The organism is Streptomyces sp. NPDC107521 (genome assembly GCF_055598485.1).
This window is the reverse complement of sequence record NZ_JBVKAT010000007.1, coordinates 117,625-140,646: the sequence shown is the minus strand read 5'-3', so window position 1 is coordinate 140,646 and position 23,022 is coordinate 117,625. Positions and strand designations below refer to the sequence as shown.

Below are 23,022 nucleotides of genomic sequence, written 5' to 3'. Positions count from 1 at the left end.
TCGGGCCCGGGATCCCCGCCGAGGTGCCGACCCGACCACGGGGTGACCCACGGCGTCCTCAGCCGAGTGCTGATCGCACCCGAGTGCTCGTCGGGTCGGAGGCAGACGGTGCGCCTGAGGGACGCCCACCCGGATGCCCCTGCCTGGGCACCCCCGCACTGTGTCCCCGCCCGGGCACCCCCGCACTGCGTCCCTCCCTGGGCACCCCTGCACTATGTCCCTGTCAGGGCACCCCTGCCCGGGCAGGGACGCCCTCCGGGGAACCCCCACCCGCCGGGCGTCAGGGCCTGGGCACGTGCAGCAGGGCCGCGATACGGGCCGCCGTCGCGGACAGCTCCTGACGGGCCTCGCGGAGCTGCTCGGGCGTGACCCCGTGGTCGCGGGCCGCGTCCCGGATGTCGTCCCGGAAGCGGTCCAGCAGCCGGTCCAGATCGCGGGCCGGATCGCCGCTGGACGCGGCGGCGTCCTCCTCGGCCCAGACGGGGGCGTACTCCGCGGGGAAGTCCTCCTTGGGCCAGTCGTACCTCGGCCCGTCGGTGCGGGCCGCCTGCTTCTGCTCCCCGCCGCCGGTGCCGAAGCCCCACTCCTTGCTGAACTCGCCCATCTCCTTGGCCAGTTCGCCCAGGCCCTCCTTCAGCCCCGTCGGCCAGTCGCCACGGGAGAAGTGGTCCTGCACCTGCTCCTGGACCCGCTGGGCGATGCGCTGCATCTCCTCCTGGGCCCGGCCGCGCGCCCACTCCTGCGCCTCCTTGGCCTGGCGGCGGGCGCGCTGGGCCTCCTCGCGGGCCCGGCGGCTCTCGTCCTTGGCGCGGCGGGCCTGCTCCTTCCACTCCTGCTTGACGCGCCGCATCTCCTCCTTGGCCGCGCGCCACGCCTCCTTGTCACCGGTCTGGGCGGCTCCGTCGGTCTCCCCGCCGGCCTCCCCCCGGCGGGCCGCGCCGGCCGCCGCGCGCATCTCGCGGCGCAGATCACCCGCGGCGCCCCGCACGTCGGCCCGGATCTCGGCCGCCAGCTCGGCCACCGAGTCGCGGATCTCCAGCTCCAGATCGGCCAGTTCGCCGCTGCGGCCGGCCAGCTCGGCGCGGCCCGCGTCGGTGATGGCGTAGACCTTGCGGCCGCCCTCGGTGGTGTGGGTGACCAGGCCCTCCGCCTCCAGCTTGGCCAGCCGGGGGTACACGGTGCCGGCCGAGGGGGCGTAGAGGCCCTGGAAGCGCTCCTCCAGGAGCCGGATCACCTCGTAGCCGTGGCGGGGGGCCTCGTCGAGCAGCTTCAGGAGGTAGAGGCGCAGGCGGCCGTGGGCGAAGACGGGGGGCATGTCAGAGCACCTTCTTTTCGTTCGTGCCGTCGTCCGGCGTGCCGGACGCACCGCCGCCGTCCGGGCCGGTGGGGCCGGTGGCGGACGTGTCCCCCGGGCCGCCTCCCGGGCGGTGCCCAGGCTCCGCCGGAGTGCCCGGGGTGTCCTCCTCGTCCCGGCGGAGGAGGGCGATCGAACCGGTGACCGTCGTGGCCTTCAGCCGCCCGAGCCCCGTGCCGAGTCGGCCGGTGATCCGCTTGGCGCCCCACTGACCGCTCACCCGCAGGTCCTCGAAGGTGCTGGAGACCGAGCCGCTGGCGCTGTTGGCCTCCACCCGGGCGTCCCCCGCGTGGGGGAGCCGGATGGCGATCTCGCCCGAGACGCTGTTGAGCCCGATGTCGGCGGGCCCGCCGGAGCCGGCGATGTCGACGATCATGGAGCCGCTCATCGAGTCGGCCCGCACCGAGGACGAGCCCGCCTCCACCACGGTGAGGTCGCCGGAGACGGAGGAGAAGCGCAGGTCGCCGGTGAGGGCCTGGGCCTCCACGCTGCCCGTGACCGTCTCCGCGCGCACCGGGCCCGAGAGGCCCACCAGGGTGCTGTCCCCGCTGACGCCCCGGACCTCCGTCCGCCCGCCGATCCCGGAGACCACGGCCGCCGCCCCGACCACGCCGACCTCCACCCGGGTGTGCGCGGGCACGGCCAGCGAGACCACGGCGGAGCGGCGCCGGCCGCTCCCGTCGAGCCACTTCAGGAAGCCCTTCCAGGGCTCACGGTCAGGGTGTCGCCCTGCTGGGTAACGACCAGCGGCGGCCCCTCCAGCTCGGAGACCTCCAGGCGGGCGGAATCCTCCTCGACGCCCATGACGTTGACCGTTCCGTCGACGACGCGTACGCGGAGCCGGGCCACGGGCTCGTCGAAGGTGAGTGTCCCGGGCTCGGCGACGGACCATTCGGGCATGGCGCAGACCTCCTCGACCGAACGCGCCATATCGCGTTCTCATATTCACGATATATCGCGGGTCGTGAAAGTCAAGACACCTGTTCCGGTGATGTACGGGGCGCACCGCGGGCCGCGGCGGGGTGGAGCGGGCCGCGGCGGGGTGGAGCGGGCACGGCCGGGGGGAGGGGACGCGCGGGAGGCGCGGGGCGGACGGAGGCGGTCTTCGGCCTCTTCGCCGTGCCGTGGCGGCGGGGCCGTGGAGGGCGGGCCGCCCGGGGAGACGGGAACCGCGCCGCCCGGCGCCTGCCCGGTGCCGGGCCGTACCGCCGGGTCCCTGCCCGGTGCCGAGCCGCGCGGCCCGGCCGGCCCGGAGTACCGTCGCCCGGCTCGGCGTCGGGCCCCGCCCGCCCCGTCGCCCGGGGAGGCGGCCCCGGAGGCCGGACGGGTCCTACTCGTCGTCGTCCTCGTCGTCCAGCCGGGCGAGCCAGGTCGCCAGCCGTTCCACGGGCACCTCGAAGTCGGGGTTCAGGTCCACGAACGTCCGCAACTGCTCGGCCAGCCACTCGAAGGTGACCTCCTCCTCGCCACGCCGCTTCTCCAGTTCCTCGATGCCTCGATCGGTGAAGTACATGCCCTCAGAATATGGGGCCCGCGACCCTCCCGGGACCGCCGTGGCGAACCCCGCGGAGGGGACGCGACACCCGGAACGCGATACACACACGCGATACATGCCGGACCGTCCGCCCGGCACCCCCGTACGGGTGAACGGCACACGGCACACGGCACACGGCCCGGGCCCGCCCCGGGACCGGTGGCCGTCCCCTCCCGGGGAACGGACCGGCACCGCCGCCCCCGGCCCGCACCGGCACCAGGCCGCGCCCATGCCGCACCGGCACCAGGCCGCGCCCATGCCGCACCGGCACCAGGCCGCGCCCATGCCGCACCGGCACCAGGCCGCGCCCATGCCGCGCCGCGCCCGCGCCGCGCCCGTGCCGCGCCGCGCGGCCCGCGCCGCCGACCCGTCCGCCGCGCGGGGACCCCTCGCAACGCGAAGACCCGGCCCCCGTCGCAACGGGAACCGGGTCTGCGCGGCTGTCGCACCGGGCCCGTCACGGCCGGTCCGCCGCGGTGGCGGGCGGAGCGGGACGGGCCCTTCGCGGGATCAGGCCTCGAACACCTCGCGCGCGAGCTGCTCCTGCTCCGCCTGGTGCCGCTTGGCGGAACCGACGGCGGGGGACGAGCTGCGCGGACGCGAGATGCGGCGCAGGCGCTCGCCGTGCGGGACGTCCGCGCCGACCGCCAGGTCGAGGTGGTCGATCAGGTTGAGCGCGATGAACGGCCAGGCACCCTGGTTCGCCGGCTCCTCCTGGGCCCACAGGTACTTCTCGGCGTTCGGGTACTTGGCGATCTCCGCCTGCAGCTCCGCGCCCGGCAGCGGGTACAGGCGCTCGATGCGGATAATGGCCGTGTCCGTCACGCCGCGCTTCTTCCGCTCCGCGTCGAGGTCGTAGTAGACCTTGCCGGCGCAGAAGACGACCTTCCGCACCGCGGCCGGGTCGACCGAGGCGTCCCCGATGACCGGGCGGAACTGGCCCGTGGTGAACTCCTCCGCCTTCGACGCGGCGGCCTTGAGGCGCAGCATCGACTTCGGGGTGAAGACCACCAGCGGCTTGTGGTGCGGGTTGTGCACCTGCCACCGCAGGAGGTGGAAGTAGTTCGCCGGGGAGGTCGGCATGGCGACCGTCATGTTGTTCTGCGCGCAGAGCTGGAGGAAGCGCTCGACGCGGGCCGAGGAGTGGTCCGGGCCCTGGCCCTCGTAGCCGTGCGGCAGCAGCAGCACGACGCCGCTGGTCTGGTTCCACTTCTGCTCGGCCGCCGAGATGTACTCGTCCACGACCGTCTGCGCGCCGTTGACGAAGTCGCCGAACTGCGCCTCCCACATGACGAGCGCGTCGGGGCGGGCCAGCGAGTAGCCGTACTCGAAGCCCATCGCCGCGTACTCGGAGAGCAGGGAGTTGTAGACGTTGAGGCGGGCCTGGTCCTCGGACAGGTACAGCAGCGGCGTGTAGTCCTCGCCGGTGTTGCGGTCGATGATGACCGCGTGCCGCTGGCCGAAGGTGCCGCGCTGGGAGTCCTGGCCGGCGAGCCGGACCGGGGTGCCCTCCAGCAGCAGGGAGCCGATGGCGAGGGTCTCGCCCATGCCCCAGTCGATGGTGCCGTCCTCGACCATGGCCGCCCGGCGCTGGAGCTGCGGCAGCAGCCGCGGGTGCACGGTGACGTGGTCGGGGATGTTGACCTGGGACGCGGCGATCCGCTTGACGACCTCGCTGGACACCGCGGTGGAGACGGCGACCGGGAACTCGGCCTGCGGGTCGGAGGCGGGCACGGAGGACGGCTGCGCGGTGGCCTCGCGGACCTCCGTGAAGACCTTCTCCAGCTGGCCCTGGTAGTCCTGGAGCGCCTGCTCGGCCTCTTCCAGGGTGATGTCGCCGCGACCGATCAGGGATTCGGTGTAGAGCTTGCGCACCGAGCGCTTCTTGTCGATCAGGTCGTACATCAGCGGCTGGGTGAAGGCCGGGTTGTCGGACTCGTTGTGACCGCGGCGGCGGTAGCAGATGAGGTCGATCACCACGTCCTTGTTGAACGCCTGGCGGAACTCGAAGGCCAGCCGCGCGACGCGGACCACGGCCTCCGGGTCGTCGCCGTTCACGTGGAAGATCGGGGCCTCGATCATGCGGGCCACGTCCGTCGCGTACATGGAGGAGCGCGAGGACTCGGGGGCCGCGGTGAAGCCGACCTGGTTGTTGATGACGATGTGGACCGTGCCGCCGGTGCGGTAGCCGCGCAGCTGCGACATGTTCAGGGTCTCGGCCACCACGCCCTGGCCCGCGAAGGCCGCGTCGCCGTGGATCGCCACCGGCAGGACGGTGAAGTCCGTGCCGCCCTTGTTGATGATGTCCTGCTTGGCGCGGGAGACGCCCTCCAGGACCGGGTCCACCGCCTCCAGGTGGGAGGGGTTGGCGACCAGGGAGACCTTGATCTGCTCGCCGTCCAGGCCGGTGAAGGTCCCGTCGGCGCCCAGGTGGTACTTGACGTCGCCGGAGCCGTGCATCGACTTCGGGTCGAGGTTGCCCTCGAACTCGCGGAAGATCTGCGCGTAGGACTTGCCGACGATGTTCGCCAGCACGTTCAGCCGGCCGCGGTGGGCCATGCCCACGACGACCTCGTCCAGGCGGGACTCGGCGGCCGAGTCCAGCACCGCGTCGAGCAGCGGGATGACGGACTCGCCGCCCTCCAGGGAGAACCGCTTCTGGCCGACGTACTTGGTCTGCAGGAAGGTCTCGAAGGCCTCCGCCGCGTTCAGCCGGCGCAGGATGCGGAGCTGCTCCTCGCGCTCCGGCTTGGAGTGCGGGCGCTCCACCCGGTCCTGGATCCACTTGCGCTGCTTGGGGTCCTGGATGTGCATGAACTCGATGCCGGTGGTGCGGCAGTACGAGTCGCGCAGCACGCCGAGGATGTCGCGCAGCTTCATCAGCGCCTTGCCGGCGAAGCCGCCGACCGCGAAGTCCCGCTCCAGGTCCCACAGGGTGAGGCCGTGCTCGTTGACGTCCAGGTCGGGGTGCTTGCGCTGCTGGTACTCCAGCGGGTCGGTGTCGGCCATGACGTGGCCGCGGACCCGGTAGGAGTGGATCAGCTCGAAGACGCGGGCGGCCTTGGTGACGTCGTCGTCGTGCGAGGCGTCGATGTCCTTGAGCCAGCGGACCGGCTCGTAGGGGATGCGCAGGGCCTCGAAGATCTCGTCGTAGAAGTCGTTCTCGCCGAGCAGCAGGTTGGCGACCTGGCGCAGGAACTCGCCGGAGGCGGCGCCCTGGATGACCCGGTGGTCGTAGGTCGACGTGAGCGTCATGACCTTGGAGATGCCGAGCTTGTTCAGGGTGTCCTGGCTGGTGCCCTGGAACTCCGCCGGGTAGTCCATGGCGCCGACGCCCATGATGACCGACTGGCCGGGCATCAGGCGGGGCACCGAGTGGACGGTGCCGAGGCCGCCGGGGTTGGTCAGGGAGACCGTGACGCCGGTGAAGTCGTCCATCGTCAGCTTGCCGTCGCGGGCGCGGCGGACGATGTCCTCGTAGGCCTGCCAGAACTCGAAGAAGTTCAGGGTCTCGGCCTTCTTGATCGCCGCGACGACGAGCTGGCGGTCGCCGTTGGGCTTGACCAGGTCGATGGCGAGGCCGAGGTTGACGTGCGGCGGCTTGACGAGGACGGGCTTGCCGTCCTTCTCGCCGAAGGAGTTGTTCATCGCCGGCATGGCCTTGATGGCCTGCACCATCGCGTAGCCGATCAGGTGCGTGAAGGAGATCTTCCCGCCCCGGGCCCGCTTGAGGTGGTTGTTGATGACGATGCGGTTGTCGAACAGCAGCTTCACCGGGACGGCGCGCACGGACGTGGCCGTGGGCAGCTCCAGGGACGCGTTCATGTTCTTGACGACCGCGGCGGCCGGGCCGCGCAGCGCCACCAGCTCGGGGCCCTCGGGGGCGCCCGCGGCGGGCTCGGCCTTCGGCGCGGCGGCCGGGGCGGCCTTCGCCGGAGCGGCGGCCTTCGCCGGAGCGGCGGCCTTGGCCGGGGCGGCGGCGGGCTTCGCGGGCGCCGCGGCCTTGGCCGGGGCGGGCTGCGGAGGGGCGGCCGGGGCGGGTGCCTGGGCCTGCGGCGCGGGTGCGGCCGGCGGCGCGGAGGCGTCCGCCGGGGCGGCGCCCGACGCGGCCTGGGCGGCGGCCGCGCCCGGCTTGTAGTCGGCGAAGAAGTCCCACCAGGCCCGGTCCACGGAGTTCGGGTCCTGGAGGTACTGCTGATAGATCTCGTCGACGAGCCACTCGTTGGCACCGAACGCGGCTGCGGGGTTCTTGCCCGCTTGGTCGGTGTCGGTGGAGATGCTCGAGTTACTGGACTGTGGCGACACGGCGAGAACCGCCCTCTTCCGCTTCTTCACAAGATGGTGGACAGCGGGAATCAAGGCTACGCCTCCCGGGGCCGGAAGGTCAGACCGGACGGTTCAACGTCGCGTAAGTCACACGACGGAGCGCGTTTCATCGCGGGAAATGGCGGGAAACAAGCGGGGTTCCGTGTCTGACGGGAATGCGGGAGCGGGACCCGGCGCGGCGTCGTCGCGGCTTCGCACCTGATCACACGTGTCCGCCAGCGGGGATGATCGTGGATCTTGGTCCTCCGCTTCGAACCCTACGTCAACTCATCAGGGAATTGTCCCCCGGAAGAGTGATGAGAATGCGGCATCCCCGCTCGGATTCGGCCACGCCGATCCGGCCGCCGTGCAGCTCCACCGCCCAGCGCGCGATGGCCAGGCCCAGACCGGTGCCCCCGTCGCTGCCCGGACCGTGCGGCCGGGAGACCGCGCCCCGGTTGAACCGCTCGAAGACCCGGTGCCACTCGGAGCGCGGGATGCCGGGCCCCTCGTCCAGGACCTCCAGGGCCAGCGAGTGCGGCCGGTCCCCGCGCCGGGCCCGCACCGTCACCCGTCCGTGCGGGGGGCTGTGCTTGACCGCGTTGTCGATGAGGTTGGCGACCACCTGGTGGATGCGCTCCGGGTCGGCGAGCGCGGTCAGGTCGCTGGGGAAGACGTCCAGGGCCAGGTACACGTCGGTGCGGGTGTGGCTGCCGGAGCCGGAGCCTATGGCCGCGCGGGCCGAGGCGACCATGTTGGCCTCCTTCAGCACCCCCGACAGGTACGGCCACACCTCGAACCGGCGCTTGCGCAGCGGGACCACGCCGTTGTCCAGGCGGGACAGGTCGAGCAGGGTCTCCACCAGCCGGCCCAGCCGCTCCGTCTGCCGCAGGGCGGTGCGCATCGTCTCCTGGTCCGGCTCGGTGACCCCGTCCACGATGTTCTCCAGCACCGCCCGCAGCCCGGCGATGGGGGTGCGCAGCTCGTGCGAGACGTTCGCCACCAGTTCCTTGCGCTGGCGGTCCTGGGCCTCCAGGTCGTCCGCCATGCGGTTGATGGTGACGGCGAGGTCGCCCAGCTCGTCGCGGCGGTTCTCGCGCACCCGGCGGGTGTAGTCGCCGTGCGAGATGGAGCGGGCCACGGCGTTCATCTCGTCCAGCGGCGCGGTCAGCGAGTGCGCCACGAACTGGGTGATCAGCAGGGTGGCGATCATCGAGAAGACGGTGATGAACCGCAGCTCGGTCTTGGTGTGCACGGCGATCACCGACAGACCGGTGGTGATCAGGACCGAGGTGACGACCAGCGCGCCCAGCTTGGTCTTGATCGAGAACGGCCGGACACCGCCCCACGGTTCCCCGGGGCTCCTCCGTGCGGCCTGCCGCTCCCGGCTCATGGCGCCGGTGTCTCCAGCGCGTAGCCCACGCCGTGCACCGTGCGGATGCGCTCGGCGCCGATCTTGCGGCGCAGCGCCTTGATGTGGCTGTCGACGGTCCGGGTGCCGGAGGCGTCCGCCCAGTCCCACACCTCGGCCAGCAGCTGCTCGCGGGAGAGCACCGCGCGCGGGGTGTTGGCGAGGCAGACCAGCAGGTCGAACTCGGTGGGCGTGAGGTGGACGTCCTCGCCCCGCACCCGCACCCGGCGCTGGGCGTGGTCGATCTCCAGCTCGCCCAGGCGCAGGATGCCGCTCCGGGGGGTGGTCGCGGCCAGCGCCGCCCGCTCCACCCGGCGCAGCAGGACGTGCACCCGCGCGGCCAGTTCCCGCATCGAGAACGGCTTGGTCATGTAGTCGTCGGCGCCGACGCCGAGCCCGACCAGCATGTCCGTCTCGTCGTCGCGCGCCGTCAGCATCAGCACCGGCACCGGGCGCTGCGCCTGGACCCGGCGGCAGACCTCCAGGCCGTCGAAGCCGGGCAGCATGATGTCGAGGATCAGCAGGTCGGGCTGCCACGCCTCGGCCGTGTCGACGGCGGACGGTCCGTCACCCGCCGTTTGCACCAGGAACCCCTCGGCGCGCAGGCGGTTCGCGATGGCGTCCATGATCGTCTGATCGTCCTCGACCACCAGCACCCGGCGCTGTGCGCCCTGCGTGGCGCCCGCCGTGCCGCTGTGGGAGGTCTGTGTCTGGTCCATCGCCCGCCCCTGAGGTGTGCTTTCCGGAATCCGTGGGGTGATCCCATGACTGCGCCCGACGCCCGGAAGATCCGCGTCAGGGCAGCAGCGTACGGGGGATCGCCGCGGCTTTGCTATCCAGGCCCGACGCCGAGATGGACCACGTCGGGAACGCCCCGGGCAACCGGGATCTCTTCGGTACGCACCCGTTGGAACCCGGCATTGCGCAACGTCTCTTCAAAAATCGGAGAAGGTCGCGCGGACCAGACGGCGATCACTCCGCCGGGCCTCAACACCCTTGCGCAGCCCGCGAGTCCGGCCGGGGTGTAGAGCCCGTCGTTGCTCTCGGTGACGGTCCAGTCGGGGCCGTTGTCGATGTCGAGGCAGAGCGCGTCGTACGTGTCCGGCGTCTCGTTGACGTGGGTCACGAGATCGGCCCGGACGATCTCGGTGCGCGGGTCCGCCAGGGCCTCGGCGGACAGTTCGGACAACGGCCCGTCAAGGTGCCAGTCGATGACGGCCGGTTCGCGTTCGACGACGGCGACGCGGCCCCAGCGCGGGTCGGCGGCGGCGTGTGCGAGCGAGAAGCCGACGCCGAGCCCGCCGATCAGCAGATGCGGCGCCGGCCGTCCGTCGAGCGCCTCGGCCGCCGCGTCGACGAGCCGCCGCTCGGAGCGGCCGTCGGAGGTGTCCATGAGGAAGCAGCCGTTGGCGATGATCTGCAGCAGGTCGCCGTGGCGGCGCAGGACGACCTCGCCGTAGGGGCCCTCGCGGCGATCGAGGACCTGGGGGCGGCCGGGGGGATCGGGGGCGGTGATGGCGGGCATCGGTCCATCCTGGCAGGCCCGCCCGCGCGGCGGGGACGGTGGCCGGAAGTGGGGGCGCGAACCGGGGGCCGGGCGCCGCCGGGGGCGCGGTGGCGCTGCCCGGGGGCGGGTCCGGGGCCTCCCGTGCCGGCCGCCTGGGCGGCGCCCGGCCCGTTCCCCGCCCGCCGATCGCTCACAGCGAACGCGGCGCCGGGGCGGGAACAATGGGCCGCCCTCATGCATTGAGTCGACGTAACTCAACTTGACTGTCAAAGGGGAGATCATGGCTGCTGAGTCCGACGCCTTCACACCGCTCGCCCTGCCGGTGCTGCCGCTCGACGACGAGGTCGTGCTGCCCGGGATGGTCGTCCCCCTGGACCTGAACGACGCCGAGGTGCGGGCCGCGGTGGAGGCCGCCCAGGCCGCCGCGGGCGGCGGGTCCGGCAAGCCCCGGCTCCTCCTCGTCCCCCGCGTCGACGGCGCCTACGCCGCGACCGGCGTCCTCGGCACCGTCGAGCAGGTCGGCAGGCTGGCGGACGGCGACCCCGGCGCCCTGATCCGCGGCCGGGGCCGGGTGCGCATCGGCGCCGGCACCACCGGTCCCGGCGCCGCGCTCTGGGTCGAGGGCACCCGGGCCGACGAGTCCCTGCCCGAGCCGCTGCCCGGCCAGGTCGCCGAGCTGGTCACCGAGTACAAGGCCCTCGTCACCGCCTGGCTGCGCAAGCGGGGCGCCTGGCAGGTCGTCGACCGGGTCCAGGCCATCGAGGACGTCTCGGCGCTCGCGGACAACTCCGGCTACTCGCCCTTCCTCACCACCGAGCAGAAGCTCGCCCTGCTGGAGACCGCCGACCCGGTCGCCCGGCTGCGGCTCGCCACCCAGCAGCTCCGCGACCACCTCGCCGAGCAGGACGTCGCCGAGACCATCGCCAAGGACGTCCAGGAGGGCGTGGACAAGCAGCAGCGCGAGTTCCTGCTGCGCCGCCAGCTCGACGCGGTGCGCAAGGAACTGCGGGACCTCAACGGCGACGGGGAGGGCGAGGAGTCCGACGACCACCGGGCCCGCGTGGAGGCCGCCGACCTGCCGGCGCACGTCCGCGAGGCCGCCCTCAAGGAGGTCGCCAAGCTGGAGCGGTCCTCCGACCAGACGCCCGAGGGCTCCTGGATCCGCACCTGGCTGGACACCGTCCTGGAACTGCCCTGGAACGAGCGTACCGAGGACGCCTACGACATCCGCGGCGCCCGTGCCGTCCTGGACGCCGAGCACGCGGGCCTGGAGGACGTGAAGGAGCGGATCACCGAGTACCTGGCGGTGCGCAAGCGCCGCGGCGACCGGGGCCTGGGCGTCGTCGGCGGGCGCCGCGGCGGTGCCGTGCTCGCCCTGGTGGGCCCGCCCGGCGTCGGCAAGACCAGCCTCGGCGAGTCCGTCGCCCACGCCATGGGCCGGGCCTTCGTCCGGGTGGCCCTGGGCGGCGTCCGCGACGAGGCCGAGATCCGCGGCCACCGCCGCACCTACGTGGGCGCGCTGCCCGGCCGGATCGTGCGGGCCGTCAAGGAGGCGGGGTCCATGAACCCGGTCGTCCTGCTCGACGAGATCGACAAGGTCGGCTCCGACTTCCGGGGCGACCCGGCCGCCGCCCTGCTGGAGGTCCTGGACCCGGCGCAGAACCACACCTTCCGCGACCACTACCTGGAGGTCGAACTCGACCTGTCCGACGTGGTGTTCCTGGCCACCGCCAACGTCCTGGAGGCCATCCCGGAGGCCCTGCTGGACCGGATGGAGCTGGTCCGGCTCGACGGCTACACCGAGGACGAGAAGGTCGTCATCGCCCGTGACCACCTGCTCCCGCGCCAGCTGGAGCGGGCCGGTCTCGGCGCCGACGAGGTCACCGTGGAGGAGGACGCGCTGCGGCGGCTGGCCGGCGAGTACACCCGCGAGGCGGGCGTGCGCACCCTGGAGCGGCACCTCGCCCGGCTGCTGCGCAAGGTGGCCGCCCAGCACGAGCTGGGCGAGGCGGAGCTGCCGCGCACGGTCACCGGCGCCGGGCTGCGGGAGCTGATCGGACGGCCGCACCACGTGCCCGAGTCCGCGCAGGACCCGGCGGAGCGGCGCACCTCGGTGCCGGGCGTGGCCACCGGCCTCGCGGTCACCGGGGCGGGCGGCGACGTGCTGTACGTCGAGGCGTCGCTGGCCGACCCGGAGACGGGCGCGGCGGGGCTGACGCTGACCGGGCAGCTCGGCGACGTGATGAAGGAGTCGGCGCGGATCGCCCTGGGCTACCTGCGCAGCCGCGGCGCCGAACTGGAGCTGCCGGTGGCCGACCTCAAGGACCGGGGTGTGCACATCCACTTCCCGGCGGGCGCGGTCCCCAAGGACGGCCCGAGCGCCGGCATCACCATGATCACCGCCCTGGCCTCACTGCTCTCCGGCCGCCCGGTGCGCACGGACGTGGCGATGACCGGTGAGGTGTCGCTGACCGGACGGGTGCTGCCGATCGGCGGGGTCAAGCAGAAGCTGCTCGCGGCGCACCGGGCGGGCGTCACCACGGTGATCATCCCCAAGCGCAACGAGCCCGACCTGGACGACGTCCCCGCCCGGGTGCTGGCGGCGCTGGACGTCCACGCCGTCACCGATGTCCGCCAGGTGCTGGAACTGGCCCTGGCCCCGGCCGCCGGCGCCGGACGGCGGGAGGCGCCGCTGGCCGCGTGAGCCGTCCGCGCGCGGGGGCCCGGGAAGGGGTTCCGCGCGCGGAGGCCCGGAACCCCTTCCCGGGGTTCCGGGCCCGTGCGCGCGGTGCGGAAGGGGGCGGGGGTCAGCCGTTGGCCAGCGCCTGGACCCGGTCCAGGGCACCGTTGAACCGGCTGTGGTCGCCCACCGTCGGGCCGGAGGAGGTGTACTGCCACATGGTCTGGAAGCCCCACCCGGCGGGCAGCGTGCCCACCGCGTCCGCGTACCGGGCGATCCACAGCGGGTTGTTCACCGCGAAGCCGCCGTAGTTGCCGGTGCACTGGGTCCACCAGCTCGTGGCCGTGTAGATGACGGCGTCGCGGCCCGTGCGGGCCTTGTAGGTGTTCAGGAAGTCCGCGATCCAGGAGACCATCTGGCCCGCGCTCTTCCCGTAGCAGGTGTCCCCGTACGGGTTCCACTCGATGTCGAGCGCGCCCGGCAGCGTCCTGCCGTCCCGGGACCAGCCGCCGCCGTGGTCGACGAAGTAGTTGGCCTGGACGGCGCCGCCGGTGGTGTCCGGGGTGGCGAAGTGGTACGAGCCCCGGATCATGCCGACGCCGTAGGAGCCGTTGTACTGCTGGGCGAAGTAGGGGTTGGTGTAGTACGTCCCCTCGGTGGCCTTGGCGTAGGCCCACTTGACGCCGCCGGACCACAGGGTGGGCCAGTCGACGTTGCCCTGGTGGCTGGAGACGTCGACGCCCTCGGTCTGGACGGCGGCGTTCGCGGCGCGGCCGGAACCGCGCTGCTGCCCGTCGTGGGCGACGACGCCCATGCCGAGGTGGGCGCTGCCGCGGGCGGGGGTGTCGGCGGCGGACGCGGGGGACGCCGGCAGGGCCAGTAGCAGGGAGAAGGCGGCGAACAGGACGGCGGCCGCGGTCCGGCGGCGGTGGGGGGATCCGGGTCTGGGCGCGAGCATGACGTGCCTCCGATGGCTCGGTGGTGCTCGGTGGGGGGGTGTGGTGCGTGGGGGGTGGGCACGACGGGGTCCGCCCGTATGGCGTGACCATGCCATTCGTGTCCTGTCCATGACGCTACGCACGTAGAACGGGGGTGGGAAGGGAACGGGAAACCTCCGTTGGTCTAAGCCTGCGAAATACTTGTGGAGCTGCGGTGATGGGGGCCGTTGGCGGAAACTTTCAGGACCGGGAACTTCGAGACAGGGGCTGACGTGCGCGAAGACGGAATCGGCGGCGGTCACGGGGACGGACCGGCGGTGCCCGCGAATGGTGTGAACCAGCCCGGATTCCTGGCGCTGGAGCGGGAACTGACGGTTCTGCTGCGCCGCGCCCGCGCCAGCCAGGGCGAGATGGCCCGGGAGGTCCACCCCGACCTCGAACCCTCCGCGTACGGGCTGCTCGTCCGGCTCGGCGAGTGCGGCGGGCAGCGCGCCACCGAACTCGCCGCCTACATCGGCGTGGGCAAGGCCACGATGTCCCGCCAGTTGCGGGCCCTGGAGGAACTGGGCCTCGTCGCCCGCGAACCGGACCCCGCCGACGGCCGCGCCTGGCTGATCACCCTGACCCCGCGCGGCCAGGACCGGGTCGGCAGGGTCCGCGACGCCCGCCGGGCCCGCTACGCGCGCCGGCTGGCCGGATGGGACCCGCGCGAGGTGACCGAACTCGCCCGGCTGCTGCACGAGCTGAACCGGGGCATGGACAAGTAGCCGCGCGCCGGACCCCGCTCACCCCCCCGCCCGCGCCGCGCGCGGGTGTCCGCTCACCTCATCCGGGACGGGCGCCGGTGTCCGCTCACCTCATCCGGGACGCGCGCGGGTGTCCGCTCACCCCGTTCAGGACGCGTGCGGATTCCGCTCATCCCGCCCGGGACGCGCTCCGGCCCGGCCGTCGCCCACCCGCACTGGTCGCGTCCGCCGGCCTGTCCGCGCCCTCGGTCGGTCCACCCGTGTCGGTCCGCCCGTGTCGGTCCGTTCACTTCGCCCGCGCCGCGTTCCGGTCGGCTCCGGCCGTGCCCGGCGCGCGGCGACCGGCCCGCCCGTGTGGCGTCCGGTCACCGGTGCCGGTGCCGGTGCCGGTGCCGGTGCCGAGTTCCGGTCGGCCTCGGCCGTGCCCAGCGGTCGGCCCGGCCGTCGGTCCGCCCGCGCCGCGTCCGCTCGTCCGGCCCGCCCTCGACGGTTCGGGACCGTCCGCCCGGGGGCGGCTCCGGAGGTGCGCCCGTTCCGGCCTCGTGCCGTTCCCGGTCGGCGCCGCCCGGGTCCGTACCGTCCCGGTCCCCGGCGGCACCCGCCGGGGGAGAGGGGCGCACCCGGTGCCGGTCACAGTTCCGCGTGGACCACCGTCGCGTCGTCGTGCGTCTTGGAACGGCCCAGGAAGGAGCGGGAGCGCGCCGCGTCGGACCGCTCCAGGTGCCGGACCCGCTCCACCAGGGCGCGGGCGCCCTCCTCGCGGATCACCGACAGACAGTCCGCCCAGTCGCCCTCCCGGAACGTCTCCACCCAGCGCGTCGCCCCGTCCGTCAGCGCCGCCAGCGTCCGCACCGCCCCCCGGGGCAGCACCCCCGTCACCGCCCGCGCCGCCACCGCCGGATCGGCCGCCGCCGTGAAGAAGCCGCCCTCCTTGTTCCGCAGCACCGCGTCCACCTCCGCCTCCGAGGCCAGCGCCGAGCGCGGCAGCCGCGCCAGCCGGTCGTCGAGCAGCGCCCTGACCCCGCCGTCCGGCCCCTCCACCAGCAGCGCCGAGTCGCAGAGCACCAGGTACTCCACCCAGGAATCGGACCAGCGGGCCAGGGCCACCGTCGCCTGCGGCGTACGCGGGTGAGAAAGGTCACAGGTCTCCGCGTGGGCGGACGCGGTACGGGCGATGGCCCGGCCCAGCACCCCGGCCAGGGAGACGTCCGGGAGCGAAACGGCCAGTTCGGTCAGCGCGCCGCCGAGACGGGCGGTGAACCACGGGACGGAATGCAGACAGCCCGTGGCACCCCGGGGCGGCGTCACCCCGTCCAGGACGACGAGCGCGCCACCCCGTCCGGACGCCGGTAGTCCGACGCTCGCGAAGTCCTCATTGGGGCGGTCGGGCCGGCCGGGTTCCGAGACGAGTTCCGTACGCATCCGGCCAGTCTGCACGACCCCTTCACGTCACCCGCGAAAGCCCGCCAACTCTCACCAAATCGACGCGACAGCCCTGTTCCGGTGCCGCTTTTGACGGGGAATACGGTGGTCCCGGAAGGCGTGGCGGCACATCCTCCCACCGCCCGTCGCGGACGTCCAACCGGCACGCCACCGGTGCGGCCGACATGCGCCAGGGGAACTTGCCCCTCAACTCCCCTCCGGGGTTCACTCCTTCGGGTGGCGGGTCAGATGATGCCCGCCCACCGCATACCGGCACTGGGATGGTCGGGAACCGGTGGGGGGTCTGCCCCGCTCACGCGGCCACCCCGCCCGACGCGCAGCCGACGGGGAGGGACGGCCGGGAGCTTGGGGGAGGGCGCACGCCGCCCGGCCAGTTTGACGGAGCGCCACCCGGGCCCACGGGTACACGAGTCAGGAATGCGAGCACCGGTGCAGAAGACGCGGCCTCGTCGCAGAGACAAGCAGACGGCCCCCGCGGAAAGCGCGGAGCGGACCCCCGGCACCTCCGCCCCGGGAGCACCCGCCACCCCACCGGCCCCCCCGGCGCCCGCCGTCGGCAAGGGCCGGCCCACGCACGTCCGCAACCGCCTCATCGTCGCGGTGGCGGTCGTCGCCGCCGCGGTCGCCGGGGCCGGGGCGCCCTCGGTCGTCGCCGCCTCCGGGCAGCTCCACGACACCCAGGCACTCGTGACCCTGGCCGGCCGCACCCAGGACGCGCTGACGCTCGCCCACTCCCTCGCGGACGAGCGGGACGAGGTCACCCCCTACATCGCCGCCGGGCGGCCGCGGTCCAAGGCGCCCTCCGAGCAGCGCGGCGCCCGGGTCGACCGCCAGGTGGAGGAGATGCGGGCCGATCCCGCCACGCCCGCCGCCCTGCGCGAGGACCTCGACGCTATCGCGACGCTGCGGAGAGCGGCGCTCACCGGCAAGAGCACCGCTCTCGAAGCGCACGAGGAGTACACCCGCACCATCACCGAGCTGCACTCCCTGGCGACGGAGCTGGCCGAGCGGATGCCGCCCCGCGCGGGCGCCGGCGCCCACGCCCTGGCCGAGCTGGACACCGCCGTCCAGCAGGCCGCCGCCACCCGCGGTCTGCTGCTCGCCGCCCTCAGTGTGCCCAGCAGCACCCAGACCGTCATCGACCCCCTCACCGGGCTGCCCACCGAGACCACGGTCACCTCCGACGCCGACACCGAGCGCCGGGACGCCCTCACCACCGCGGCCCAGCAGGCCCGGGTGCGCTCCGACGCCTCCCTCACCGCCTTCCGCGAGGGCGCGCCCAGGGAGAGCCGCGACCGCTACGACGCCACCGTCACCGGACCCGAGGTCAACTCGGCCGAGAAGTACCTGGCCGGGCTCACCGACCGGCCCGTCCTCTCCGACGAGGACCTGCGCACCTCGGTCAAGCGGCTGGACGCCGCCCTGTCGGCCCGGATCGACGCGATGCGCGGCGCCGAGTCCGCCCTCTACGAGAAGCGCACCGCCGGTCTGGAGCAACTGCGGGACGACGACGTGACCGGGCTGGAGCTGCGGATCGCCGCCCTCGGCGCCCTGATCCTGCTCGCCCTCGGCGTCGCCACGGCCATGGCCCGCACCCTCACCCGCCCGCTGTCGGTACTGCGCCGGGGCTCCGCCCGGCTGGCCGCCGCCGAGCAGCCCGCGGCCGAGCAGCCCATCGCCTTCACCGGCCGCAACGACGAGTTCGCCCAGGTCGTCCGCTCCGTCAATGCCCTGCACGCGCAGGCCGCCACGCTGGCCGAACGGGTCGTCACCCTGGAGTCCGACCGCAAGCACCTGGTCGGCCAGCGCCAGCGGATGGCCGACGCCCGCGAGGAGCTCCGCTCCGAACTGGCCGAATCCACCGCCCGGCTGGAGACGGTGCGCAAGAGCATCGGCGGCACCTTCGTCAACCTGGCCCTGCGCACCCTCGGACTGGTCGAGCGTCAGCTCGCCGTCATCGAGAGCCTGGAGCAGCGCGAGCAGGACCCGGACCGCCTGTCCACCCTGTTCAAGCTGGACCACTTCGCCACCGTGATGCGGCGGCACAGCGAGAACCTCCTCGTGCTGGCCGGCACCGAGCACATCCAGCACAGCTCCGGGCCGGTGCCGCTGGTCGACGTCGTACGGGCCGCGGTCAGCGAGATCGAGCGGTACGAGCGGGTCCGCATCGCCGCGCTGCCGCCGCGCGCGCACGTGGCCGGGTTCGCCGCGGACGACCTCTCCCACCTGCTCGCCGAGCTGATGGAGAACGCCACCTCGTTCTCGCCGCCGGACCTGCCCGCCGAGATCTCCGGCTGGCTGCTGGAGAACGGCGAGGTGATGCTCTCCGTCCAGGACGAGGGCATCGGCATGACCGCCGAGCGGCTGGAGCGGCTCAACGCCCGCCTCACCGACTTCGACCCCGAGGCGCCCTACGAGCAGGACGAGGAGGACGGGCTCGGGCTCGGCCTCTACGTCGTCGCCCGCCTCGCCCACCGGCACGGGGTGCGGGTGCGGCTGCGGGAGCAGAAGCAGGGCGGGATCGCGGCCGTCGTGGTCCTGCCGACCACGCTGCTCGCGGCGGAGCCGCCGGCCGCGGTCGCGCCGTCCGCCGCCGCCCCGGGGGCCGAGGAGTCCGGCACGGTCTCGCTGCCGGGCGCCGACTCGGAGGCCAACTCCAACGTCCTGCCCGGCCGCGCCGCCCAGGGCTCCGCGAAGACGCCCACCGTCCCGGCGGCACGCCGCGCGGAGCCGGACGCCGTCACGGAGGGCACCCGGGACCCGGCGCGGGGTGAGGCGGACGCCCCGGCGCGGGCCGGGGCGGGCGGGGACACCCCGACGCCGGACACCTCGACGCCGGACGTCCCGGGCACGGATGCCCCGGGCACGGACGTCCCGGACCTGGATGCCGCGGACTCGGACGCTCCCGATCCGGATGCCTCGAACCCGGACGCCCCCGGCACGACCGCCCCGGACCCGGAGACCGTCGGCACCGATGCCCCCGGAACGGGCGCCCCCGGAACGGGCGCCCCCGGCACCGACGCCCCCGGCACCGACGCCCCCGGCTCGGGCGCCCCCGGTACCGACGCCCCCGGTACCGACGCCTCCGGCACGGGCGCCGCCGCCTCCGAGCGGCAGGGTGCCTCCTCGCCGGGCGAGGACACCGAGGGGGCGGCCCCGTCCGCCGCCCCGGACCCGTCCGACACCGTGTCTTCCGTCCCGGCTTCCGGCCCCGGCCCCGAGCCCGACACCGCCCCGGCCGCCCCCGGCACCGAGGGCGCCGAGACCACCGCCACCCCCGGGACCTCCGGGGGGACCCGGCCCGGCGCCGGAGCCACGGCGGCCCCGGACACCGCTGCCGTGGACGGGACCCCGGACACCCCGGAGCCCGCCCCGCGCACGGAGACCCCGCGCACCCCGGCGGCCCCGGACGCCGCCGCCCCCTTCGCGGCCCCCGCCACCGCCCTCGCGGACCGCGCGCCCACCGCCGCCGGGGAGACCCCCGGGCCCCCGCGGGCCGGGGCCCCCCGGACCTCCGCGACCGGGACCGCCCCACAGGCCCCCGCGGCTCCCGCCGCCCCGCCCGCTCCGGAGACCCCCGAGCCCCCGGCGGCCCCCCGCACCCCCGCGCCCCGCTCCGGCGGCGCCGCCGACGCGGACGCCCCCGACGCGAACGCCCCCCAGGGGGACGGCCCCGCCGGGGACCCCGCCCCGGCCACCCGCGGCCGCCGGGAACTGCCCGACGACACCACCATGGCGCTCCTGCTCCCCGCACCGGCGCAGGCCCCCGCCGACGACCCCTACGCCATCGGCCCCGACGCCCATGAGCGCACCCCCGACGAGGCCACCGACCGGCAGGCCGAGCCCGTCACCGACAAGGGGCTGCCCAAGCGGACCCCGAAGCTCACCACTCCCACGCCGGCCGAGCGGCCGCGCACGGGTTCCGTCGACGCCGAGGCGCTGCGACGCCGTCTGGGAGGCTTCCGCCGGGGGGCGGAGGCCGGGCGGCGCGATGTCGAGGCGGAGATCGCCGACCGGACGGCCGGGCACCGGTCCCCGGCGGCAGCAGGGACGACCGAGGAAGCAACGGGGGGCACCGTCGAGGAGGCAAGCAGTTGACCGCGCCCAGTACGCTCCGACCGAGCAGTGAAGCCCGCAACCTGCACTGGCTGTTGACGAACCTGGTCGAGGAGGTCCCCGGCATCCGGTCCGTCGCCGTGGTCTCCTCGGACGGACTGCTGCTCCTCTCCTCCGACCCCGGCCGCCACGACGAGGCCCGCAGGAACCACGACGACGCCCCCGCCGGGCCCCGGGGCCACGCCGCCGACCTGGCCACCGTCGTCTCCGGCGTGGGCAGCCTCACCGTGGGCGCCGCCAAGCTGCTGGAGTTCGGCGGCGTCAAGCACACCATGGTCGCCATGGAGGAGGGCAGCCTCTTCGTCATGTCGATCAGCGACGGCTCGCTGCTCGGCGTGCACGGCTCCGCCGACTGCGACATGAGCGTGGTGGCCTACCACATGGCCCTGTTCGTCGGCCGCGCCGGACATGTGCTGACCCCCGAACTCCGCAGCGAGCTGCGCAGGTCGCTGGAGGGCGAGCCGGCCGGGAGCGCGCGATGACCGACCGTGCCGCCGCGAACCGCGGCGACCTGCCGGTGCGCGGCGCCGACCGCAAGCCCGCCCGGGTGCGCCCCTACTCGCTCACCAGCGGCCGCACCCGCTTCGGCCACGTCCTGCTGGTGGAGACCTTCGTCGGCGCCACCGCGATCGAGGCCGCCGGGGAGCGCCGCGAACTGGCCGGCCCGGCCTCCCGGGTGATGCCCGAGATGCGGGCCATCGTCGAACTCTGCCGCCGGATGCGTACGGTGGCCGAGATCTCCGCCCTGCTGAGGATGCCGCTCGGCGTCGTCCGCGTGCTGCTCAGCGACCTGGCGGACCAGGGAAAGATCCGTGTCTACGGCACCGGGACCGGCCATGGCACGGGCCGCCCGGACCGTGTTCTGCTCGAAAGGGTGCTCAGTGGACTCCGCCGTCTCTGACGCCGCCGTCGGCGGCGCTCCGCTCGCCGGGACCGACGACGGACCGCTGCTGCCGTGGCAGACCGACCGCACCCGCGCCCCCGTCGCCACCAAGATCGTGGTGGCCGGCGGCTTCGGCGTGGGCAAGACCACCCTGGTCACCACCGTCTCGGAGATCACGCCCCTGCAGACCGAGGCGCTGATGACCGAGGCGAGCGCCGGGACCGACGACCTCAGCGCCACCCCGGGCAAGCTCACCACCACCGTGGCCATGGACTTCGGCCGCATCACCCTCGACGACAGCCTGGTCCTCCATCTGTTCGGCACCCCCGGCCAGCAGCGCTTCTGGTTCATGTGGGACGACCTGGTGCGCGGCGCGATCGGCGCCGTCGTGCTGGCCGACACCCGCCGTCTGAAGGACTGCTTCCCGGCGCTGGACTACTTCGAGAGCTGCCGGCTGCCGTACATCGTCGCCGTCAACCACTTCGACGGCAGTGAGCTGTTCGACGCGGCGGACGTGCGCGAGGCGCTGTCGGTCCCCCCGCACATACCCGTCGTGATCATGGACGCGCGCAACCGGGTCTCCGTCGTCGAGACGCTGCTGTCCCTCGTGGGCCACGCGCTCGACGAGACCCCCGAGTAGACCGGACCCCCGGACACCCGGGGACCCCGTGCACCCGGACCCCCCGCCGGAACCGGCCGGCCGCGCCCCAGCAGACGCAACCCGAGTAGGAGTCGAACGCCGCATGCGGAAGATACTCGTCGTCGGAGCCGGGCAGTCCGGCCTGCAACTGGCCCTGGGCCTCCAGTCCCACGGCTACGAGGTCACCCTGATGTCCAACCGGACCGCGGACGAGATCCGCACCGGCCGGGTCATGTCGACGCAGTGCATGTTCCACACCGCCCTCCAGCACGAGCGCGACCTCGGGCTGAACTTCTGGGAGTCCCAGGCACCGAGGATCGAGGGGCTCGGCGTCTCGGTGGCCGTCCCCGGCTCCCACGACCCCGGCCCCACCCGCCGGGCGGTCGACTGGCTCGGGCGGCTGCGGGGCTTCGCCCAGTCCGTCGACCAGCGGGTGAAGATGGCCGGCTGGATGGAGACCTTCGCCCAGCGCGGCGGCCAACTGGTCATCCACGGTGCCGCGGTGGGCGACCTCGACTACTTCTCCCGCGCCTACGACCTCGTCCTGGTCGCCGCGGGCAAGGGCGAACTGGTGGGGATGTTCGGCCGGGACGGCTCCCGCTCCCCGTACGCCGAGCCGCAGCGGGCGCTGGCGGTGGCGTACGTCCACGGGCTGGGCCCGCGCCCCGAGCACCCGGACACCGAGGCCGTCCGCTGCAACCTGGTGCCCGGCGTCGGCGAGATGTTCGTCATGCCGACCCTCACCACCTCCGGCCGCGCCGACATCCTCTTCTGGGAGGGCATACCGGGCGGCCCCCTCGACGTCTTCCGGGGAGTCAAGGACCCGGCGGAGCACCTCTCCCTCACCCTCGGCCTGATGAGGACCTTCCTCCCCTGGGAGTACGCGCGGGCCACCGGGGTCGAACTGACCGACGCGGGCGCCACCCTCGCCGGGCGCTACGCCCCCACCGTCCGCCACCCCGTCGGACGGCTGCCCGGCGGCGGACTCGTCCTCGGCGTCGCGGACGTCGTCGTCGCCAACGACCCGGTCACCGGCCAGGGCTCCAACTCGGCCTCCAAATGCGCCGCCAGCTACCTCGCCTCGATCGTCGAGCACGGCGACCGGCCCTTCGACGAGGAGTGGATGCTGCGGACCTTCGACCGCTACTGGGACACCGCCCGGCACGTCACCAAGTGGACCAACGCCATGCTCGCCCCGCCGCCCGGGCACGTCCTGGACCTCGTGGGCGCCGCCGGGCAGCTCCAGCCGGCCGCCGACCGCTTCGCCAACGGCTTCGACGACCCCTCCGACTTCGAGAAGTTCTTCTACGACCCCGAGCTGACCGGCTCCTACCTGGCCGGGCTGGGCGCCACGCCCCCGGCCGCCCCGGCCAAGGCCCCCTGAGACCGGTCCGGCGATTCCCGTCGGCCGCCCCACGGGCGACGCCGGCGGCGGCCGTCGGACGGCCCCGGGCCGGCGGCCGCC

The 23,022-nt window shown here is 74.1% G+C and carries 15 protein-coding genes and 1 pseudogene; 7 read left to right on the top strand and 9 right to left on the bottom strand.

The genetic code is table 11. The features are described 5' to 3' along the window. Positions 1 to 280: 280 nt before the first annotated feature. The 7 genes and pseudogenes from ACZ7LB_RS13390 to ACZ7LB_RS13360 all read right to left on the bottom strand — a co-directional run bounded on the left by ACZ7LB_RS13390 (position 281) and on the right by ACZ7LB_RS13360 (position 10,129). Entirely contained in the window at positions 281 to 1,315 is a 1,035-nt protein-coding gene (locus tag ACZ7LB_RS13390; RefSeq protein WP_471467804.1) for a PadR family transcriptional regulator, read from the bottom strand. A 1-nt stretch (position 1,316) separates the two neighbouring features. Beyond that, positions 1,317 to 2,254 (bottom strand): annotated as a pseudogene (locus ACZ7LB_RS13385) (DUF4097 family beta strand repeat-containing protein). A gap of 430 nt (positions 2,255 to 2,684) precedes the next feature. After that, entirely contained in the window at positions 2,685 to 2,867 is a 183-nt protein-coding gene (locus ACZ7LB_RS13380; RefSeq protein WP_019075209.1) for a DUF6104 family protein, read from the bottom strand. A 531-nt stretch (positions 2,868 to 3,398) separates the two neighbouring features. Further along, a complete protein-coding gene (locus ACZ7LB_RS13375) occupies positions 3,399 to 7,193 on the bottom strand; it encodes a multifunctional oxoglutarate decarboxylase/oxoglutarate dehydrogenase thiamine pyrophosphate-binding subunit/dihydrolipoyllysine-residue succinyltransferase subunit (protein WP_471467802.1) in 3,795 nt (1,264 codons plus the stop codon). A gap of 283 nt (positions 7,194 to 7,476) precedes the next feature. Further along, on the bottom strand, positions 7,477 to 8,586 hold the full coding sequence (locus ACZ7LB_RS13370) for a sensor histidine kinase (protein WP_471467800.1): 1,110 nt from the start codon (positions 8,584 to 8,586) through the stop codon (positions 7,477 to 7,479). Next, positions 8,583 to 9,323 carry a response regulator transcription factor gene (locus ACZ7LB_RS13365; RefSeq protein WP_471467799.1) on the bottom strand — a complete coding sequence of 247 codons (741 nt, stop codon included), beginning with the start codon at positions 9,321 to 9,323 and terminating at the stop codon, positions 8,583 to 8,585. The genes ACZ7LB_RS13370 and ACZ7LB_RS13365 overlap by 4 nt, the downstream gene beginning before the upstream one ends. 113 nt (positions 9,324 to 9,436) lie before the next feature. Next, positions 9,437 to 10,129, bottom strand: coding sequence for a spermidine synthase family protein (locus ACZ7LB_RS13360; protein WP_471467797.1), 693 nt, complete (start codon positions 10,127 to 10,129; stop codon positions 9,437 to 9,439). 262 nt (positions 10,130 to 10,391) lie between these two features. On the opposite strand from ACZ7LB_RS13360, the gene lon reads away from it, so the two are divergent. After that, positions 10,392 to 12,815 carry an endopeptidase La gene (gene lon / locus ACZ7LB_RS13355; RefSeq protein ID WP_471467795.1) on the top strand — a complete coding sequence of 808 codons (2,424 nt, stop codon included), beginning with the start codon at positions 10,392 to 10,394 and terminating at the stop codon, positions 12,813 to 12,815. A gap of 103 nt (positions 12,816 to 12,918) precedes the next feature. Here lon and ACZ7LB_RS13350 read toward each other — a convergent pair whose 3' ends face one another. Next, positions 12,919 to 13,749 carry a lysozyme gene (locus tag ACZ7LB_RS13350; protein WP_471467794.1) on the bottom strand — a complete coding sequence of 277 codons (831 nt, stop codon included), beginning with the start codon at positions 13,747 to 13,749 and terminating at the stop codon, positions 12,919 to 12,921. A gap of 252 nt (positions 13,750 to 14,001) precedes the next feature. Here ACZ7LB_RS13350 and ACZ7LB_RS13345 point away from each other — a divergent pair, with 252 nt between their 5' ends. After that, entirely contained in the window at positions 14,002 to 14,496 is a 495-nt protein-coding gene (locus tag ACZ7LB_RS13345; protein WP_471467792.1) for a MarR family winged helix-turn-helix transcriptional regulator, read from the top strand. Between the two features lie 609 nt (positions 14,497 to 15,105). Here ACZ7LB_RS13345 and ACZ7LB_RS13340 read toward each other — a convergent pair. After that, on the bottom strand, positions 15,106 to 15,897 hold the full coding sequence (locus tag ACZ7LB_RS13340) for a protein phosphatase 2C domain-containing protein (protein ID WP_471467790.1): 792 nt from the start codon (positions 15,895 to 15,897) through the stop codon (positions 15,106 to 15,108). 450 nt (positions 15,898 to 16,347) lie between these two features. Between ACZ7LB_RS13340 and ACZ7LB_RS13335 the strand changes: the two genes are divergently transcribed. The 5 genes from ACZ7LB_RS13335 to ACZ7LB_RS13315 all read left to right on the top strand — a co-directional run bounded on the left by ACZ7LB_RS13335 (position 16,348) and on the right by ACZ7LB_RS13315 (position 22,941). After that, positions 16,348 to 20,016, top strand: coding sequence for a sensor histidine kinase (locus ACZ7LB_RS13335; RefSeq protein WP_471467789.1), 3,669 nt, complete (start codon positions 16,348 to 16,350; stop codon positions 20,014 to 20,016). After that, positions 20,013 to 20,516, top strand: a complete 504-nt coding sequence (locus ACZ7LB_RS13330; protein ID WP_161227952.1) for a roadblock/LC7 domain-containing protein — start codon at positions 20,013 to 20,015, stop codon at positions 20,514 to 20,516. The genes ACZ7LB_RS13335 and ACZ7LB_RS13330 overlap by 4 nt, the downstream gene beginning before the upstream one ends. Next, positions 20,513 to 20,935: a DUF742 domain-containing protein gene (locus tag ACZ7LB_RS13325; protein WP_471467787.1), complete on the top strand. Its 423-nt coding sequence runs from the start codon at positions 20,513 to 20,515 to the stop codon at positions 20,933 to 20,935. Before ACZ7LB_RS13330 ends, ACZ7LB_RS13325 begins: the two co-directional genes overlap by 4 nt. Then, positions 20,916 to 21,557: a GTP-binding protein gene (locus ACZ7LB_RS13320; protein WP_471467785.1), complete on the top strand. Its 642-nt coding sequence runs from the start codon at positions 20,916 to 20,918 to the stop codon at positions 21,555 to 21,557. The genes ACZ7LB_RS13325 and ACZ7LB_RS13320 overlap by 20 nt, the downstream gene beginning before the upstream one ends. Before the next feature lie 103 nt (positions 21,558 to 21,660). After that, on the top strand, positions 21,661 to 22,941 hold the full coding sequence (locus ACZ7LB_RS13315; protein ID WP_471467783.1) for a styrene monooxygenase/indole monooxygenase family protein: 1,281 nt from the start codon (positions 21,661 to 21,663) through the stop codon (positions 22,939 to 22,941). Positions 22,942 to 23,022: the final 81 nt, after the last annotated feature.

Excerpts from the sequence above, each read along its gene's own strand:
- ACZ7LB_RS13325 (WP_471467787.1), top strand. The coding sequence starts at position 20,513 with ATGACCGACCGTGCCGCCGCGAACCGCGGCGACCTGCCGGTGCGCGGC.
- ACZ7LB_RS13350 (WP_471467794.1), bottom strand. The coding sequence starts at position 13,749 with ATGCTCGCGCCCAGACCCGGATCCCCCCACCGCCGCCGGACCGCGGCC.
- ACZ7LB_RS13380 (WP_019075209.1), bottom strand. The coding sequence starts at position 2,867 with ATGTACTTCACCGATCGAGGCATCGAGGAACTGGAGAAGCGGCGTGGC.
- ACZ7LB_RS13315 (WP_471467783.1), top strand. The coding sequence starts at position 21,661 with ATGCGGAAGATACTCGTCGTCGGAGCCGGGCAGTCCGGCCTGCAACTG.
- ACZ7LB_RS13360 (WP_471467797.1), bottom strand. The coding sequence starts at position 10,129 with ATGCCCGCCATCACCGCCCCCGATCCCCCCGGCCGCCCCCAGGTCCTC.
- ACZ7LB_RS13365 (WP_471467799.1), bottom strand. The coding sequence starts at position 9,323 with ATGGACCAGACACAGACCTCCCACAGCGGCACGGCGGGCGCCACGCAG.
- ACZ7LB_RS13340 (WP_471467790.1), bottom strand. The coding sequence starts at position 15,897 with ATGCGTACGGAACTCGTCTCGGAACCCGGCCGGCCCGACCGCCCCAAT.
- lon (WP_471467795.1), top strand. The coding sequence starts at position 10,392 with ATGGCTGCTGAGTCCGACGCCTTCACACCGCTCGCCCTGCCGGTGCTG.
- ACZ7LB_RS13390 (WP_471467804.1), bottom strand. The coding sequence starts at position 1,315 with ATGCCCCCCGTCTTCGCCCACGGCCGCCTGCGCCTCTACCTCCTGAAG.
- ACZ7LB_RS13370 (WP_471467800.1), bottom strand. The coding sequence starts at position 8,586 with ATGAGCCGGGAGCGGCAGGCCGCACGGAGGAGCCCCGGGGAACCGTGG.